Origin of the sequence: Bathymodiolus thermophilus thioautotrophic gill symbiont (genome assembly GCF_003711265.1) — a bacterium.
GTDB lineage: Bacteria > Pseudomonadota > Gammaproteobacteria > PS1 > Pseudothioglobaceae > Thiodubiliella.
This window is the reverse complement of record NZ_CP024634.1, coordinates 584453-602412: the sequence shown is the minus strand read 5'-3', so window position 1 is coordinate 602412 and position 17960 is coordinate 584453. Positions and strand designations below refer to the sequence as shown.

The window sequence follows — 17960 nt, the reverse complement described above, 5'->3', positions numbered from 1 at the left end:
GTAATCAAGATTATTAATCGCTTAAACAAACTGACAAAACAACATGGTATTAAACAGCGTAGAACTTATTGTTAAAGAAGTTGTCGTCTATATAGCTCTTAATCGGTCCCCATTGACCTTCAGGTAAGGATTCTTGAGGGAGGTTTATCTCAATACCTTTGTGTATAACTACAGGATCAATGCTTTCGTATTCCTTTCTTAAAATTTCTAAATCATATTTTTCAATGAGCACGCTCCCCCTTGGTTTTCCATCCAGAGGGACGGGGATGCAATGGTAATATAAATTCACATAAGCATCGTTCTTTTTTTCCTGAGGAAGTACTACTGTATTGCAAGACCAATGACATGAATTGTTGTTTGGATTGGAACTCATTAACTCAAGTAAAAAATCTTTTTCTACTCTTTGAGTGTTATTGTTTGAACAACTAGCAAGTAATACTATAAGCAAAAGTGTAATTTTAAACATATTATTTCCCCAATGTTCTAGAAAGCTCTCTAGGAGTTTCTATACCAAAATTATCATCTACATCTAAATAGTTACCTGTTGTTGCATAAATGGCATCTCTTGCCCATTCGGCACATGTATTAGTTATATACCATGTATCAGGCGTATTAATATAATTCTGAAATGTGTTATATTGAACTCGGTCAATTAGAAAAAATTTACTTGCTTGAGGTCGATATGCCCCTTCTTTATTCAATATAACACCATTTCCTAATCCGCTTGATAATACCCCGAAAACACCAGAATTATTATTCCATAAACCATAGGTTCCCATTCCATTAGTGCCACTTTTTTCTGATGATAACCAAACATGTCCATCTGTAAAATCTGCATTTGATTTAACATTGCTATGTATGCCAATTCTATACAATTTTTTCCCACCATTAGAAACCTTCAACCCCTGCGCAGGTCTCGTTGACTTACGAAACAAATGCACAAAAGCCGTACTAAGCGCCCCATTGGCAAATTTACCCCGCCTAATCTTCTACAACCCCACCTGCTGCAGCGGCAATGGCTATGCGCCCTGCCCATCCAACACTACTTTGACCCATGTATCCACCTGCCATTGTACCTACAAGTCCGCCAATAAACCCGTCTTGAAAGTTTCCACCTGATATTAGACTGATTGCCCCTCCAGAAAGACCTCCGACCATTACTTGTCCAGCGCCACCACTTATTCCTGCGACATATTCTGAGGCATAAACTGAAGCAAGTGAGGCTAATCCCGCAGTTATCCCTGCTTTAATTACATCACTTTCTATCGCCTTTGAGGTGTGTTAATCTGACAGAGAGTGCAACGACTGCAAATGCGGCTACCATACCAACAACCCTAAGAGTTCGCGGTTACGCACCATAAGCTTTTCAAACTTTCCTACAGAACCTCCTAACCACTCAAACAAAAATCCACTACTGTTTTAGGTCTGCCAATTATTTTACTATTTCCTTAAAAAGGGTAGCGTCCCCTTATTTTTCAAAGGTTAATTGTTTGTGCATAATCCCACCTGTTTTCTAAGCAAAAACCAATGATTATAAAACACTGGCTAATCTTTGAGCCTAAATTCAAAGATTGAATGTATTTTTGGCTTTTGGCTTGACCTAGAGCCAAGCCAAAATACATTCTTTGTGGTTAAACCAAGTGGTGCGTTTATGAATGCAAATTTACTACACTAATTTTCTGAGTTTTTTTAAAGAAAAAAAAGGCGCCGGCACTTTTTTAAGTCTGCCAATTATTTTACTATTTCCTTTAAAAGTAGTCTGCCCCCATTATATTCTCTAGTAAATTATCAATTTCCGAAAGAGCTTTTAAGCCTATACTATTTTCTAAGTATCCATTATAAAGAATCTGACCGTATTTATCTAAGTAAATTGTTTCCCCATCTGCAAGAGCAATTTTTACCCTTACGCTGCGAAAATCAAATCCACTACTTCCTTTTCCTTTTGCATTTTTATTTATTATTTTTAGTAAATTTTCTGATTGTAAATTACTAAGTTGCCGTTGCTTTAGTTTATCAACTATTATAGTTGTATGAGGGATAAATGTTTCTGTAAAAATTGGAATAGAGCGTACGCCAATATTCTGAGTTTTTTTATAAGTAAAAAATTGATTCGTGTCATTTGCCTTACCTCGTACTATAGAAGAAAATAAAGAAAACAAAATTAATATTGTCATTATAGTATTTTTTTTCATTTTTTAATACTCCAAGCGCAATGGCATACCCAGTTCATTCATAATAGGGTTCTCATTTAAATTAATGTTATTCATTCGATTTATTCCATCATCTAACGCTCCAAAAACAGAGTGTCCTAATTCATGAGACAATATTCTTCTTGTAGTGGCAGGAATACCACCTGAATCTGTAGATATTTTTGGGTGAAAATTTAGGTCAATATAAATAGTGTCACTCGGAACATTTTGTATGTATGCTCTATTTTTAACAGATAAATCTATAACAAGGGGTGATTGAGTATTAGATAACATTTTAGCCCTTCTTTTTGTTCCAAAAATATCGTTTAAGTCTGACAGCACGCCAACTCTTTCTGTTTTTGTTCCACCTCTAAACTGAATTTTTAATGCTTGTCTGGTAGTATGCATCGACTCACGAAACAAATACACAAAAGCCGCACTAAGCGCCCCATTGGCAAATTTACCCCCACCTAACTCTGCTACAACCCCACCTGTTGCAGTGGCAATATCTGTTCGCCTTACAATATCTGAACAATCTCGGCCTTTATCCATGTGCCCTTCTGCTGCTTGAACCCATAAAACATTCTATAAAATTGCCACTCATCCTTTATTTTGTTTGCAATAAAAGAATGGTATTTTCTTTATTCTCTTATTTAAAAGGACACTCCTTTTGTTTTTTAATATTTCAAGACAAGTCCAATAATCCTGATCAATTATAAAAACAACTTGCTTATTGTTATCTTTGAATTATATAATGGCATGGTTAACAGTTATCTAGCCACTAACTGGCTACTAATTCCATAACTGTCAATCATGCCACCATAGGTGATAGCAGCTGCTGGTATCATTCCTGGAAAATTAAAAACCGTTCTAGCCCAAATGCCATCCCAGCGTTCTAGAGAAACTTGAAACATATCATGTAGTCCAGCGACTGCATTAATACCCAATGGGGCAACATTTAGAATTTTGCTGACTAATTCTCCTTCATAAAGTGTATTTTCCGGATCTATTTGACCTCCAACATTAATCATGCCTTTAATTGGATTACCGATTCTACCTTTAATCGGCGCAGCGGCTCCGATCCCAGCTCTACCATCAATATCAAAACTCACGGTTTTATTATAAAGATGCCTAAGTGAAGCACTTATTATTCCAGCCTTAAACCCATCTTTAAAACTACCTCCTTGTAACTCAGCTGAGATACCACCACCAAAAGCACTCGATCCAATTCTTTGTATGTTCCAAGTATCGCCATAACCTCCCGCAATACCTCCGCTAATTGCGCCAGCAACAGCGCCAGTTGCGGCAGATTTGATAGCATCAGAAATACTGCCACCATGAAGTAGAGTGTTACTTGCCCCAAAGGTAGCGCCGCCTGCTGCACCTGCAACAATTGAAGCGTTAATAGCAACAGTAGAGCCTACTGCAACACATTGTGAACCAATCATCCAGGCATTAACTGCACCTGCGGTATAGTAAGCGGCAACTACTGCCATCATCTGCCTACCGTATTTTTTAGAAAATTTGACTACATTCCCCCAAGTCTTGCTCAGCCAGCCAAACCCATTCATATCCACATACTTAAGTGGATTATTGGTGACATAAGAATATCTATTGTAGTCTTGCGTGTTATAAGGATGTTGAATGGTTGGATCGGCACTAAGGAAGCGTCCTATCTGTGGATCGTACACCCGTCCATTCATATGAATAAAGCCCATTTCATCAATGTGCTCGTGTCCAGTGAAGCCTCTGTTGGTTAGGGTTGGGATGATGGGGAGTAGTGGGTCGTTGGCACGCCAATCGCCTTGGCGTCTTTGTCCGAAGGCGGTGTATGCCATGCGTTCGACGATGTTGCCTTGGCCGTCGGTGATGGTGTCGATGGAGCCGAGGTTGTCGTAGTGGAGGTAGCGGGTTTTGTCGGGGATGGAGGGTGTGTTTGCTGTGGTGTTGGTTTTAATGTTGATGGCGATGAGTTGGCCGTCGGCGTAGATGAAGTGTTTGTGTTCGGTGCTGGTGTTTTGTTTGATTTGTTCGTAGAGTTTGCCGATGTAGGTGGTGGTAATGGTGGTGTTGCTGTTGGCTTTGGTTTGGGTTTTTTGGTATCGGTTTCTGTTGGGGGCGTAGGCGAAGGTGGTGGTGTCGTTGCTGTTGCTATTGGTGAAGCGTTTGGGCTTGTTGAAGGAGGTCCATTGGATGAGTTTGTTGTTGTTTTGGGTCATGTTGCCGTTGGCGTCGTAGAGGTAATTGTCTGATGGGTTTAGGGTGATGTTGGCGTTGCTACCGGTTACTGTTGCTGTTAGGGTGTAGGTGCCTGTGTTGTTGCTGTAAGCGCCTGCTGAGATGTAGTAAGTGTTGCTTGTGTTGGCAGTGAAGGTGACTTTTGAGTTGCTTCCAATGCCGCCATCGTCGCTGGTTGTGTTTGAGATGAGGGTGCCGGTGTTGTCATAGATACCTCTGAGGTAAGGGTCTGACAAGGTGCCAGATTGGGTTGGTTTGCCTCCTAGGTCAAAGGTTACTTGCTGGCCTGCTGTTAGGATTATTTTAAACCAATCTTTGTCATTTGCTGTTTCGATGTTGCCGGTGACACTGCTGTTAATGGTGAACATGCCTGTGGTTGTGGTGTTGGCGTTATAGTCATCGGTTGATGGGGAAGAGGTTGAGGATGGATTGTTGTTAATTGAGGCAATGGCGTGGGGTTTTTGGGCGTTATAGCGATAATTGCCGATGTCGGATTTGTGGGTGATGTTGCCGTTGATGTCGTATTGGAAGTTGGTGCTGTTGTTATGGGTGACGCCTTCTATGGTACCTGTGGTGTTGGATTGGGTTAGTCTGTCTAGTTGGTCGTATTGAAAGTCTTCTGTGAGTCCGCTTTGGTGGTTTTGGCGTTGGGTGACATTGTTCATTAGGTCGTATTCGTATTCAAGACTGCGGATTTCCCTGGTGGGGTTAAAGCCTGATTTGATGGTGAATAAGTGACCTGTGGCTGGGTTGTATTCTTGTTCAGTGGATAAGCCGTTGCCGATGATGTGGCCGGTGAGGCGGCCTGCGGCGTCTCTGCTTTTGGCGCGCCAGAAGTAGATGTTGTTGGTGTCGGCGAGCATGGCTTGGTAGTGGTTTTTATTGACTACTGATTTGCGCCAGTATTTTGCTTGATTGATAAACTTTTGGGCTTGTTCTAAATATTCATGCGATTTGTTAGTGTAATGCACTGCATTGTTAGCGTTGCTACGGGCTCTTTGGTCGTAATTACCTGCTTCTTGATTGGCAAAGGTTTGTCTTTCTGTGTCTGAGGAATTGATATATTTTTGTGCTAATTCTAGCGTTTGTTCTGCCTGATTTGCATAATGGGCAGCATTTTGCCTTGACGAATTTGCCCAATAAACACAGGCGGCTTGATTGTTGCACCATGCGTAACCGTTGGTGTTGGATTTGGCATTAATATTACCGTTCGTGTCAGAAAAACTACGATCCCCTATCTTGCTATTAGTATTACTATCAATATAACTTCTGGCTTTGTTGTTTGTTACATTAACATTGGATAAATGTTGGAAGCGTCTCACTGCAATAAGATAAGCCTTGCTTGAATCGGTGTATGACTTTGCCTTTTTTTGTAATTGGCTGGCTACTTCTTCAAGTAAATCAGCATTGTTTCTAAGCGCTTGTGCTTTTTTTGTAAATTGTGCTGATGTATTGTTGGCAGAATTTGCATATTGTCTATAGGTATTGGCACGAGAGAGGTAAAGGTTAGCTCTTTCCTCGGATTCATTGGCTCTGGTTGATGCTTCTGTTGCATTGGTTAAACTTTGTTGTGTTAATTGCGTTAAATGTGTCCAGTCATAGTCATTAACCTGTGATTTAGGGGCACGCTTTGCGATTAGGTAGCCGTATTGGTTGTAGACATTTTCTACTTTGAAGCCTTGTGGACGGGTTTGGATGCTGAGGCGAGAATACTGGTCGTATTGGTTGCGAATGTTGAAACTTTGGTTGTTGGCGCGCGTGGTGGTTTTGCTGACTCTGCCTAGGTTGTCGTAATGGTATTCTTTTTTGTAGCCTAAGGGGGCGGTAACAGAGGTAAGTTTGCCGATGCCTTTGGTTTGGGTGTCGTAGATCCAATTGGTGGTGCCTTCGCCTTCGACTCTTTGGGTCATTCTGCCGAGTTTGTCGTAGGTCATGGTGCTGGTTTGTTTTTTGGCATCGGTTTGGCTGATGAGTTCGCCTAGGGCGTTGTAGGTGTAAGTCCAGCTGCCCATGTCGGGATCGTTCATTGAGATTTTGTTGCCACGGTTGTCGTAGGTCATGCTGGTGGTGACACCGCCAGCATTGGTTTGAATGAGGTTGCCGATGGCGTCGTGTGTGTGGATGAGCCAAGCGCTTTCGGGTTCGTCTATGCGGATGATTTTGCCAATGGCGTTTTTGGTGGTGGTTTTTTGGTGGCCTAGGGCGTTGGTGCTGATGGTGGTGAAGCCGTTGTAAGTGGTGGAATCGGTGGCGGTTTTGCCGTAGTCGGCGGGTTTGGTGATGCTGGCGAGTCTGCCGATAGCGTCATATTGGGTGGTGATAAAGTAGCCTTGTTCGTCTGTAAAGTAGGGCAAGGTGGCACGATTTACTCTGCCTAGATTATCGTAGTAAGTGTCGCTGTTGATTTTACGGCCGTCAAAGCCGGTGTGTTGTTCTCTGACTTTGCGGTTGAAGGCGTCAAAATAGGTGGTTTTGGGGCTGGATCCGCTGGTTGTGGTGATAACTTTGTATAGGCTGTTGGGTGAGTCGTCTTCTGCCCATTGGTAATGGGTACTAGTGGTAGTGCTGGTTCGGATTTCTAGTTTTTTTCTGCCTAAGGCGTCGTATTGCCAAGTGGTGGTTAAACCGTTGGGACCTGTGAGGGTTAGAATATTGCCAGTTTTACTGTCAAAGGTTTTGGTTTCTGAGTGCCCTAGGGCGTTGGTGGTTTTGATGGGGAATTTGCCGTTGGTGCTGTATTCAGTAGTGGTGCTTCTGTTGGTAATGCCGTTAGCACTAGTGGTAGCTTTAATTTTGTTGCCAAAACTGTCGTATTCATAGGTGGTTGTTAGTGCTTTGGTAGTGTTAGGTTCAATGATTTCTGATTTGAGCAGGCCTTTGTTGTTGTAAGTGAAGTGAGAGGTGCGTATTATGTTAGGGGTATTGGGGGCTTGGTGAGTTACTGTGGCGGCGGTTAGTCTGCCTAGGTGCCACTTGGTGGTGTTATTGTTATAAGTGTTTTGGGTGGTTTTGATGAAAGTTTCGTTTTTGCCTGTGGTGGTGACTTTGACAGTGCCGATATTGCCGTAATTGTCAATATTGGATTGTTGAGTGGTAATGGTTGTTAGTAGGTTGCCTGAGTTGAAATCGTAGGATTTTTCTTGGCTTTGAGTTAGGTAAGAAGTGTGTATTTTGTTACTATGGCTTATTTTGTCTTGATAAGTATTGGTTTGACTGTTTAACAATTGACGACTGCCGTTTTGTTCAATGTATTCCTTGTTGAAAGCGATTTGACCGATATGAGGATAAGTTTGATTGTATTGAGTGCGAGTGAGTTTGTTGGATTGTAGGTCTTTTTTCTCGATCCAGCCGAAGCCTAAACTGCCTCTGCCTTTAATGTTTACCTTGGCGTTGCCGTATTTATAAGTGGTGGTGCTTTGTCCACCTATGGCATTATCAGTGACCACGGAAGAGACAACTTGGCGGGCATTTTGGGTGTCAATGTTGGGGTAATTGCTGTTAGTGCCTTTGGTGTAAACTGAAGGGTTGGTTAGGGGTTTGTAGTTGATGGTGGTTTTAATGTTGAAGCCGTTGGTGATAGAAGTTAGTTTAAAAATTATATTCCCAGTATTTAAATAAGCCCCTTTTTGTGTACTATCATCATCTATCCATCGACGATAAATCATGTCAACCAAGCCATCACCATTAAGATCTTGAAAGCGCACCCCCACATCTCCAGTATCATCGGCTGCTATATGATGAGGTGGTGTGTATTGAGGTGCTGATTGCCAGCCATTCCCAGTATTTAAATAAGCTCCTTTTTGTGTGTTATCATCATCTATCCATCGACGATAAATCATGTCAACCAAGCCATCACCATTAAGATCTTGAAAGCGCATCCCCACATCTCCAGTATCATTAGCTGCTATATGATGAGGTGGTGTGTATTGAGGTGCTGATTGCCAACCATTCCCAGTATTTAAATAAGCTCCTTTTTGTGTGTTATCATCATCTATCCATCGACGATAAATCATGTCAACCAAGCCATCACCATTAAGATCTTGAAAGCGTACACCCGTATCTTTACTGTCATCGTCCGCTATATGATAAGGTGGTGTGTATTGAGGTGCTGATTGCCAACCATTCCCAGTATTTAAATAAGCCCCTTTTTGCGTGTTATTACCATCTATCCATCGATGGTAAATCATATCAACCAAGCCGTCACCATTAACATCTTGAAAGCGTGCACCTACATCTCCAGCATTATCAGCCGCTATATGATAAGGTGGTGTATATTGAGGTGCTGATTGCCAACCATTCCCAGTATTTAAATAAGCCCCTTTTTGCGTGTTATTACCATCTATCCACCGATGGTAAATCATATCAACCAAGCCGTCACCATTAACATCTTGAAAGCGCGCACCTAAATCTTTAGCATTATCAGCCGCTATATGATAAGGTGGTGTATATTGAGGTGCTGATTGCCAGCCATTCCCGGTATTTAAATAAGCCCCTTTTTGCGTGTTATTGCCATCTATCCATCGATGGTAAATCATATCAACCAAGCCGTCACCATTAACATCTTGAAAGCGTACACCTAAATCTTTAGCATTATCAGCCGCTATATGATAAGGTGGTGTATATTGAGGTGCTGATTGCCAGCCATTCCCAGTATTTAAATAAGCTCCTTTTTGCGTGTTATTGCCATCTATCCATCGATGGTAAATCATATCAACCAAGCCGTCACCATTAACATCTTGAAAGCGTGCACCTACATCTCCAGCATTATCAGCCGCTATATGATAAAGTGGCGTATATTGGGGCGCTGATTGCCAGCTGGCCATATTACTTACCTTCCATTCAAACTCAGTTTTCGGCAAACATTGCCCATTAACACATTCTTTAATTGAGATTAATTGACTCTTTTTAGGTGTACTGTAGTATTGATACTCTAAATCATAGGTTCTGACAATATTGTTATTTACATAGGTAGTGATATTGCTTAAGCGTTTAGTCTGTCGCAGTTTACTGCCTGCTTGATAAGAGGTGGAAGCATCACTTCTACCCTCGTAAGTAAGACCAATCGAACTGTCGGCATAATTAATACTACTAAGTGTGTATTCGCCATTCGCATTGTTTTCATTGTAAATATAGTTAATAGCATTGCCAGTAGCATCAATAATTTTATTTACCGCCCAAAGCCTGACGATTGATTTGCCTTGTGCTTCAATTTTGGAATCTTGGGTATTGCCATACTTAAAAGTTTGCCCTGATTTGGTTTTTACGGTCCAATAATTGCCATTGTATTTAATTTTGCTGAAACTGTTCATTTCAGTGCGATATTCGCTGCCTGACTGTCCGTTTGTGCCAGAGATGGCAATGAGGCGTTGTCCGTTTAAACAGTATTTGTCGTTATTGTCATAGTTAACACCGCCTTTTACGCCATCAGTGGCAATAGTTTTGGCACAACGATGGATGGCAGACAAGCCACCTAGGCTAAAGCCTACTCCTAATTGTCCATTGCCCATATTGGAATTATAGTTAATGCTAAGTTCGGGCTTCATGCCAGCTATGCCTGGTGGCACGGTAATGGGGATGGCGTAGTTTGCTGTGCCTTGGTTGACGCTGAAACTGCCTGCGGTGCTGCCAACTAGTGCGGTGGTGTCAATGTTTGCGGTTGCTTGAGTAGGGGTGCCTAATAATAAAACCAGTAAAATTGGTAGGGTTAAATTAATAGATTGTTTGAATAAATCAGTCACGGTAAATCTCCTTGTAGTGCCTCTAATTGGGCTTTAATTTCATCCAGTTTGGCTTGTTGGGCTTGACGCTGGGTGTCTAATTGGGCTTGCTCAGCTTTGCTTAGTTTGATTTTGGGTAAATCAAGTGTGGCAATTAGGGCATCCATTTTTGCAACGATGGCATCGCCTGTGGCAATTAAATCATCGGTTTCTTTGAGTTTTTCTGGGTCTAATGGAGGAAAGGGCTTGGGAAAACCTGGGGGGAAGTGTGGATTGGTGGTGTTGGTGGTATTGGCTTGGCTTGGGTCAAAGGGGTTGTTATTTTGTTTGTTGTTAAGTGTTGTTTTTGAAGTGCTGGATTGTGTGTTTAATTGTGTATTGTTTGGCGTTGTTTCGGTGTTAGAAGTGTTAAATACCGAGGTGGTATTGGACTGAATTGGATTGTCTATATTGAGAGAGAAAATCAAACCTACTAGGATGATAACGATGGTAACAGCGATGAATTTTTTTTGTTGCACTTGGGTCATAGTGCCTTATTGTAGATTAAAATTTAGAGAATTGCAAGGCTTTAAATAAAAAATAGAGTTATGCCCATAAGATGATAGTATTTTTTAATATTAGCGAACCTTTTACACAAATATAAATAATCATCAAGAATCCATTTTTTCACTTACTTAGAATTTTTCTAGCGACACAAAAGTAGTCTTCATAAGAGTAAATTCTGCCATAGGGAACGGTTTGCAACCGCCCTTCCCCTGTTAAAACAAGTTTTAAAAAAATCGCCAATTGAGCTAGCACTACACAACAATCTTCTAGGGTGCAAATTAAATTTTGCCAATCATCCGTATTTATACAAAAATCTTATGCAAATAATAACTTTTTTAGACACAAAAAAACCCACTGAAACAAAATTTCAGCGGGTTTTAAGTTTAAAAGTACAGTCTATAAATTGTAACCCACTTCCTCGTGTGAAGTGATATCTAAACCTTGTTGTTCTTCCTCTGCACTGACTCTCAATCCAGTAATCATACCAACAATCTTAAGGATGATATAAGTTGCAATTGCGGTATAAGCAAAAGTGGCGATTACGCCAATAAATTGCACATTAAGTTGTGAAATAATGGTCATACCTTTTGCCAGACCTTGTCCACTAAAAACACCCAACTCATTTGAAGCAAACACACCAGCCAACATTGTGCCTAAAATACCGCCCACACCATGCACTGGAAAAACATCTAACGAATCGTCAATTTTAAATTTTTGCTTAATAATAATCACTGCATTAAAACAAACAATGCCTGCAATAGCGCCAATTACCAATGCACCTGCAGGGCCGACAAAACCAGATGCTGGCGTAATAGTACCCAAACCAGCAACCATACCTGTTACTGTACCCAAGGCGGTTGGCTTGCCAAACTTAACCCATTCATAAAACATCCATACCATCGCTGCTGTTGCCGCTGAAATATGTGTGACTAGCATTGCCATTGCTGCATCGCCATTCGCTGCCAGCGCTGAACCGCCGTTAAAACCAAACCAGCCGACCCATAGCATACCTGCACCCGTTACCACCATGGTCATATTGTGCGGTGGCATTGGTGTGGTAAGGAATCCTTTTCGTGGACCAAGAACAATTGCCGCAACCAAGGCGCCAACACCTGCAGTAATATGTACCACTGTACCACCGGCAAAATCTAATAAACCCATTTCTTGCAGCCATCCGCCACCCCATACCCAATGCGTAACGGGAGCATAAACCACAATCAACCAAATGGCACTAAACAACAGGACTGCTGAAAATTTCATTCTTTCCGCAAAGCCGCCCACAATCAACGCTGGCGTAATAATCGCAAAAGTCATTTGGAACAAGGCAAACAAACTCTCGGGAATATCGCCACTTAATGAACCCTCTAAAACACCTGAAAGCATAAATTTAGACAAACTACCAAAATATGCATTACCATCAGCAAAGGCAATGGAATAACCAACTATTAACCACAAAACCGACACAATGCCAGCAATAGAAAAACATTGCATTAACACCGATAAAATGTTTTTACTACGAACCAAACCGCCATAAAACAACGCTAATCCTGGTAAGCTCATAAACAATACTAACGCCGTCGAAGTTAAAATCCACGATGTATTTGCACCATTTAAATCATCAGCAAATACCCCCATTGGCATTAACGCCAATAACATTAATAATTTCTTCATTTTTTGTCCTTTTATAGTGCGTCTTGGTCGGTTTCGCCCGTTCTAATGCGTACCACTTTTTCTAAATTACTAACAAAAATCTTGCCATCACCTACCTTGCCGGTGTTAGCAGTATTGCTGATTGCCTCAATAACACCGTCTAGTTTTGAGGCTGGAATCGCAATTTCTAATTTAATTTTAGGTAAAAAGTCAATTTTATATTCTGCGCCTCTATACATTTCTGTATGCCCTTTTTGACGACCAAAACCCTTCACTTCAGTGACAGTGATACCAGGTGCTCCCGCTTCTGATAAAGCCTCTCTCACATCGTCCAATTGATGTGGTCTGAGAATTGCTGTTACAAATTTCATATACTTTTCCCTTATAATTAAAAAAGTCTATTATACGAGACCTTTGCATAAATATGGGCAATCATCAAAAAAACCACTTTTCACTCACTTGGCAATTTTTCCAGCGATACCCAGTAGCTCCTTTTCTAGAAGGGAAAAAATTGAATTTTGCTCATCATCTATATTTATAAAGACCCCTACAATTTACTTAATAAGTCTAGTTTTTAGCGTCTCAACTAACACCATTTTCAAAAATAAATCAAACAATCTAACGCTCATTCTCATTCTAAGTATTTTTCCTACTAACACTTGGGATGATTATGAGCACCATATTATTCATTTTATTTTTGAAAATGGTATAAGTAAATCAGGACGCTTTTTGCGTGTATTTTTCTTGGCTTGCTCTGCCCGCCAAGCGTCAATATTTGCTTGATGACCACTCAATAAAACTGCTGGCACACTTTGATTATCAATTGTTTCAGGACGGGTGTAATGTGGATAATCTAACAAACCATTGGAAAATGAATCGTTTAGTGAATCTTGATTACCTAACACGCCTGAAATTTGTCGACTAACTGCATCAATCACCACCATTGCACCCAATTCGCCACCACTAATAACATAATCGCCAATTGATATTTCTCTATCAATATCGTGCTGAATAACCCGCTCATCAATGCCCTCATAACGCCCACACAACAAAGTAATTGACTTAAGTTTAGACAACTCAATAGCCAGCTTATTATCCAACTTCTGCCCTTGTGGCGAGAGATAAATAACGGTTGTATCGGGGTTGTTTTGTTTGATGTGACTAAGGCAATCGCGAATAGGTTTAACTTGCATTACCATACCTGCGCCACCACCATACGGCGCATCGTCAATATTGCGATGTTTGTTATTGCTAAAATCGCGTAATTGCCAAGTATTAATAGACAACAGTGATTTTTTAATCCCACGAGCAATTACCCCTTCCCCTGTAATCGCTGAAAACATCTCAGGGAACAGGGTAATGACATCAAAATGCATTGCTTTTAAAGAAGAATATTTTTAAGAATTTGATAATAAATGACACTCAAATCTTCCAAGTCTTTAACACTCACACACTCATCAACTTGATGAATAGTGGCATTAAGAGGGCCGAGTTCTACCACTTGTGCATCTAATATAGGGGCAATAAAGCGTCCATCAGAGGTGCCACCTGAGGTGGATAATTCACTGTCAATGCCTTTCACTGTTTTAATCGCTTGAGTGCAAGCGCTCACCAAATCGCCCTTTGGCGTTAGGAAGGGGTAGCCTGAATGGTTCCAATCGATTTTGTATTCAAGCCCATGTGCATCTAGAATTTCGCCCACTCTTTTTTGCAGGCCTTCGTGGGTGGATGCGGTTGAATAGCGAAAATTAAAAACCATTTCCACTTCACCTGGAATAACATTGGTCACTCCCGCGCCTGAATGAACATTGGACACTTGAAAACTGGTGGCTGGAAAATAATCATTACCCTCATCCCACACTTCGGCAATCAAACTATTTAAGGCAGGTGCCAACAAATGAATAGGATTATTGGCCAAATGTGGATAGGCAATATGCCCCTGTTTTCCTAGTAAGGTAAGTGTGCCATTAAGTGAGCCGCGTCTGCCATTTTTAATGACATCGCCTAATTGCTTACTTGAAGATGGCTCGCCTACCAAGCAATAATCCACTGCCTGATTTTGCGCTTTTAGATACTCACAAACTTTAACTGTACCTTCCACTGCAATGCCTTCTTCATCAGCAGTAATGAGAAAACCAATGCTGCCTTTGTGTGCTGGAAAATCTTCAACAAATCGTTCGGTTGCTATTATCATTGCCGCTAACGAGCCCTTCATATCAGCGGTACCACGACCATATAACAATCCATCAATGACTTCTGGTTTAAAAGGATCGGTGTTCCAATGTTCTCCCGTTGGCACAACATCGGTATGACCTGCAAATACAAATGTAGGTGAATGGTCGCCTCGTTTTGCCCAAAAATTATCAACTTCACCGAATTTTAAATCGTCAATTTTAAAGCCGATTTTTTTCAATCTATCGGTCATTAAAATTTGACAACCTTTGTCATTTGGGGTGATTGAATCAATAGATATCAACTCTTTGGCTAATTGCAATACACTATTTGTCATAATTTTAATTCTACCGTTGGATTGTCTTTCACATCAATAACCTGACTAAGTGCCTCAAGATCGTCCGCTTGTCGCATTGCTGAACCAGACTGACTAAGGCGCACTACAGCAAGCACTTGTGATGACTGGGATAATTTTCTAGTTGGCATCACTGAGTTTGCATCGGTTAAAGTAACAATACCTGTGAAATCTTTTAACTTAATCTTCTGAATGGCTATCGGCATCGGTCTGCCACGCGCCGCTTTAATATACACCATTAAATAATAGTCTTTAAACTTCGCCTGACGCAAATGCTCAGACAACGCCACTTTAATCACCACTTGATGTTGCGCTGCTGGCTTGTCTTTCACAGATTCGGCAACACCATTATTTTGTATTTGCGCCAACTCATCCAGCATACGCTGCAAAGTCATTCTCTCAGCTTGATTCTCGGGCAATAACGACAACGCTTTTTTCCAAAGCATCTGTGTTAACTCTAATCGTTGTAAATTAGCCGCAACCCAACCTGCCAAATACAACGCATCTGTAGAATTTGGATTAATCTCCAGCGCTTCACGCACTAAAGTAGAAACACGACCCTTAAATTGATTGTCCTGAGATTTTGCCAAAGTTGAAGCATACTCAACCAACATACCCACATCTTTTGGATTTAATTGATAAGAGCGCTCATACGCCTCTAAAGATTGGGTAAGATTATCAGCATCAAACAGCGCCAAACCCAATGTTTTCCAGGCTTTTGCATCATCAGGATTTTCTTCTAAATGCTTTTTGATTTTAACAATACTTTGCATCAAAGTTGGCGGCTCTTGCGCTTGCAAAGTCTGCGCCATTGTCGCATTTTGTGCAGTGATTGATTGCGCAGTAAGTGCTTGATACACAACCAAAGATGCACCCGATAACATCGCCACAAGCACTACACTTAGCCATATTGCAATAGGTTTTTGAGCCTCAACTGTTGTGATTGTTTGCGTCATTTCAACAGCCAATACTTGGGCAATTTCATCCTTGGCTTGCTCAAACGCACTGTCATCAATCAAGTCTCTTTGTAAATCTTGCTCTAATTCCGTTTGCTTTTGTTTTCCTAGTGCGATATTAGATGCTTCCAGATCCAATGTATTGCCCTTTAAGGGACGATACAAAAACCAAATCAACCACACCGATGACACCGCTAACATTATGGCAAACCAACCATATAAACTCATGATTTTCTCCTTACTTTTAAGCGATAGCGCCTATCAAAGGCCGCCAATAATGCGCCCAACATAATCAACAAGCCTCCTAGCCAAATCCATCTTATAAGGGGCTTATAATACAATCTCAAACTCCACGCTCCTGCTCCCAAAGACTCGCCTAAGGCAACATAAAGGTCACGGGATAATGACGGGTCAATTGCTGCTTCAGTCATTGGCATACCCGTTACATATTGGCGTTTTTCAGGCTCTAAAGTGGCAATTTTTTCACCTTGATATGCCACATCAATCATGCCCTTATTGCCTGTATAGTTTGCACCTTTGAGTGCTGAAACACCCCTAAAGGTAAATGCATAACCTTCAATCTCAACGGTTTCATTCAACGACATCTTAATGTCTTTTTCCACACCATATTGCGTTGTTATAGTTGCACCAAATAAAAATACCGCAATACCGATGTGTGCCACCACCATACCTAAAAATGCAATACCTGGATTGCCTTTTTGACGCAATCTCTGCACTAATAACAATAGCGAATGAAGTACAATCCATGAAGACAAAAATATGGCCAATACCACATAAGTATTGTCTATTGAGAAATAGGCAATAAGCGTTATCGTTGCCGCAACAAATACCGTGTGAATGATAACATCCACCACCCTATCCAACTTATCTTTTTTCCAGCGCAAAAATCCACCAAGCGCCATCGCCAACACAGCGGGGATCATAATCGGGGTAAATACTGCATCAAAATAGGGTGCACCCACTGAAATTTTTCCCAATCCCAATGAATCTAATAACAATGGATATAGCGTACCTAAGAACACACTCAACATCGCTGCGACTAATAAAATATTATTCACCAATAATCCACTTTCTCTGGACAGTGGCGCAAAACTATGATTACTACGCATTGAATTAGCACGCCACGCATACAACCCTAACGAACCGCCAACCACAATTATCAAAAATATCAAAATGAATAAACCACGCTCAGGATCTGCAGCAAATGAATGTACCGAAGTTAAAATACCTGAGCGCACCAAAAATGTACCCAACAAACTCAAAGAAAATCCAGAAATCGCCAACAACACCGTCCAATGCTTAAATGCACCACGCTTTTCACTCACGCTTAAAGAATGCACCAGTGCAGTCGCCACCAACCATGGCATAAACGAAGCATTTTCTACAGGATCCCAAAACCACCAGCCACCCCAGCCAAGTTCGTAATAAGCCCACCAAGAACCCAGCGTAATACCAAAGGTTAAAAACGCCCAAGCCACCAATGTCCACGGACGCGACCACCTTAACCAAGTAGAATCTAATTGCCCACGAATAAGCGATGACAACACAAAAGCAAAAGGTATTGCCATGCCCACATACCCCATATACAACATAGGTGGGTGAATAATCAAACCAAAATCTTGCAATAACGGGTTTAACTCTCGCCCCTGCATAGGGATAATATCAAGGCGTTCAAATGGATTAGAAGTTAATAATAAAAACAACAAAAAGCCGATACTAATCAGCCCCAATATAATCAAAATATGGTTTAATACCTCTGACGGCAAACGCTTAGAAAAAATTGATACTGCCACACTCCAAACTGATAATATCAGCGCCCACAATAACAAAGAGCCTTCATGCGCACCCCAAACGGCAGACATCTTAAAGATATCAGGTAATTGAGTATTAGAATTACTGGCCACATATTTAACAGAAAAATCATCAACCAAAAAGGCATTCATCAACAGTGCAAATGACACCAAAATCCAAAAAAACTGCATCCACAATAAGGGTCTAGAGACTTGCGTTAATGCAAAATTTCCCCGCCACAAACCCACGCTAGGCAATACCACCTGAAACACAGTTGCTATCAGGGCTAAAATTAACGCAAAATGTCCAATTTCAGGCAACATAA

General features: G+C 41.1%; 13 protein-coding genes. All 13 read right to left on the bottom strand.

All coding sequences use genetic code 11. From position 1 onward, the window contains the following. Positions 1-49: 49 nt before the first annotated feature. The 13 genes from MS2017_RS02095 to MS2017_RS02040 all read right to left on the bottom strand — a co-directional run bounded on the left by MS2017_RS02095 (position 50) and on the right by MS2017_RS02040 (position 17958). The gene (locus MS2017_RS02095; protein ID WP_122951106.1) at positions 50-466 is read right to left on the bottom strand and encodes a hypothetical protein; all 417 of its coding nucleotides are present in this window, start codon (positions 464-466) and stop codon (positions 50-52) included. Between the two features lies 1 nt (position 467). Next, positions 468-902, bottom strand: coding sequence for a hypothetical protein (locus MS2017_RS02090; RefSeq protein ID WP_164707571.1), 435 nt, complete (start codon positions 900-902; stop codon positions 468-470). A gap of 79 nt (positions 903-981) precedes the next feature. After that, complete coding sequence (locus tag MS2017_RS11070) at positions 982-1158, bottom strand: hypothetical protein (protein ID WP_164707570.1); 177 nt, start codon at positions 1156-1158, stop codon at positions 982-984. Positions 1159-1748: 590 nt separating this feature from the next. Continuing rightward, complete coding sequence (locus tag MS2017_RS02085) at positions 1749-2192, bottom strand: hypothetical protein (RefSeq protein WP_071563521.1); 444 nt, start codon at positions 2190-2192, stop codon at positions 1749-1751. 3 nt (positions 2193-2195) lie between these two features. Then, positions 2196-2741, bottom strand: a complete 546-nt coding sequence (locus MS2017_RS02080; RefSeq protein WP_122951104.1) for a hypothetical protein — start codon at positions 2739-2741, stop codon at positions 2196-2198. Between the two features lie 218 nt (positions 2742-2959). After that, positions 2960-10165 (bottom strand): FG-GAP-like repeat-containing protein, encoded by a 7206-nt coding sequence (locus MS2017_RS02075; protein WP_122951103.1) that lies wholly within the window; start codon positions 10163-10165, stop codon positions 2960-2962. Further along, entirely contained in the window at positions 10162-10671 is a 510-nt protein-coding gene (locus tag MS2017_RS02070) for a hypothetical protein (RefSeq protein WP_122951102.1), read from the bottom strand. Before MS2017_RS02070 ends, MS2017_RS02075 begins: the two co-directional genes overlap by 4 nt. Before the next feature lie 415 nt (positions 10672-11086). Then, on the bottom strand, positions 11087-12361 hold the full coding sequence (locus MS2017_RS02065; RefSeq protein ID WP_098008914.1) for an ammonium transporter: 1275 nt from the start codon (positions 12359-12361) through the stop codon (positions 11087-11089). A gap of 11 nt (positions 12362-12372) precedes the next feature. After that, on the bottom strand, positions 12373-12711 hold the full coding sequence (locus MS2017_RS02060; protein WP_071565236.1) for a P-II family nitrogen regulator: 339 nt from the start codon (positions 12709-12711) through the stop codon (positions 12373-12375). Between the two features lie 315 nt (positions 12712-13026). Continuing rightward, on the bottom strand, positions 13027-13716 hold the full coding sequence (trmD, locus tag MS2017_RS02055; RefSeq protein WP_071565235.1) for a tRNA (guanosine(37)-N1)-methyltransferase TrmD: 690 nt from the start codon (positions 13714-13716) through the stop codon (positions 13027-13029). A gap of 5 nt (positions 13717-13721) precedes the next feature. After that, positions 13722-14849, bottom strand: a complete 1128-nt coding sequence (gene dapE / locus MS2017_RS02050) for a succinyl-diaminopimelate desuccinylase (RefSeq protein ID WP_122951101.1) — start codon at positions 14847-14849, stop codon at positions 13722-13724. Further along, entirely contained in the window at positions 14846-16051 is a 1206-nt protein-coding gene (ccmI, locus tag MS2017_RS02045) for a c-type cytochrome biogenesis protein CcmI (RefSeq protein WP_122951100.1), read from the bottom strand. Before ccmI ends, dapE begins: the two co-directional genes overlap by 4 nt. Continuing rightward, complete coding sequence (locus MS2017_RS02040) at positions 16048-17958, bottom strand: heme lyase CcmF/NrfE family subunit (RefSeq protein ID WP_122951099.1); 1911 nt, start codon at positions 17956-17958, stop codon at positions 16048-16050. The genes ccmI and MS2017_RS02040 overlap by 4 nt, the downstream gene beginning before the upstream one ends. Positions 17959-17960 lie beyond the last annotated feature (2 nt).

Excerpts from the sequence above, each read along its gene's own strand:
- MS2017_RS02095 (WP_122951106.1), bottom strand. The coding sequence starts at position 466 with ATGTTTAAAATTACACTTTTGCTTATAGTATTACTTGCTAGTTGTTCA.
- MS2017_RS11070 (WP_164707570.1), bottom strand. The coding sequence starts at position 1,158 with ATGGTCGGAGGTCTTTCTGGAGGGGCAATCAGTCTAATATCAGGTGGA.
- MS2017_RS02085 (WP_071563521.1), bottom strand. The coding sequence starts at position 2,192 with ATGAAAAAAAATACTATAATGACAATATTAATTTTGTTTTCTTTATTT.
- MS2017_RS02080 (WP_122951104.1), bottom strand. The coding sequence starts at position 2,741 with ATGGATAAAGGCCGAGATTGTTCAGATATTGTAAGGCGAACAGATATT.
- MS2017_RS02070 (WP_122951102.1), bottom strand. The coding sequence starts at position 10,671 with ATGACCCAAGTGCAACAAAAAAAATTCATCGCTGTTACCATCGTTATC.
- MS2017_RS02065 (WP_098008914.1), bottom strand. The coding sequence starts at position 12,361 with ATGAAGAAATTATTAATGTTATTGGCGTTAATGCCAATGGGGGTATTT.
- MS2017_RS02060 (WP_071565236.1), bottom strand. The coding sequence starts at position 12,711 with ATGAAATTTGTAACAGCAATTCTCAGACCACATCAATTGGACGATGTG.
- trmD (WP_071565235.1), bottom strand. The coding sequence starts at position 13,716 with ATGCATTTTGATGTCATTACCCTGTTCCCTGAGATGTTTTCAGCGATT.
- dapE (WP_122951101.1), bottom strand. The coding sequence starts at position 14,849 with ATGACAAATAGTGTATTGCAATTAGCCAAAGAGTTGATATCTATTGAT.
- ccmI (WP_122951100.1), bottom strand. The coding sequence starts at position 16,051 with ATGAGTTTATATGGTTGGTTTGCCATAATGTTAGCGGTGTCATCGGTG.
- MS2017_RS02040 (WP_122951099.1), bottom strand. The coding sequence starts at position 17,958 with ATGTTGCCTGAAATTGGACATTTTGCGTTAATTTTAGCCCTGATAGCA.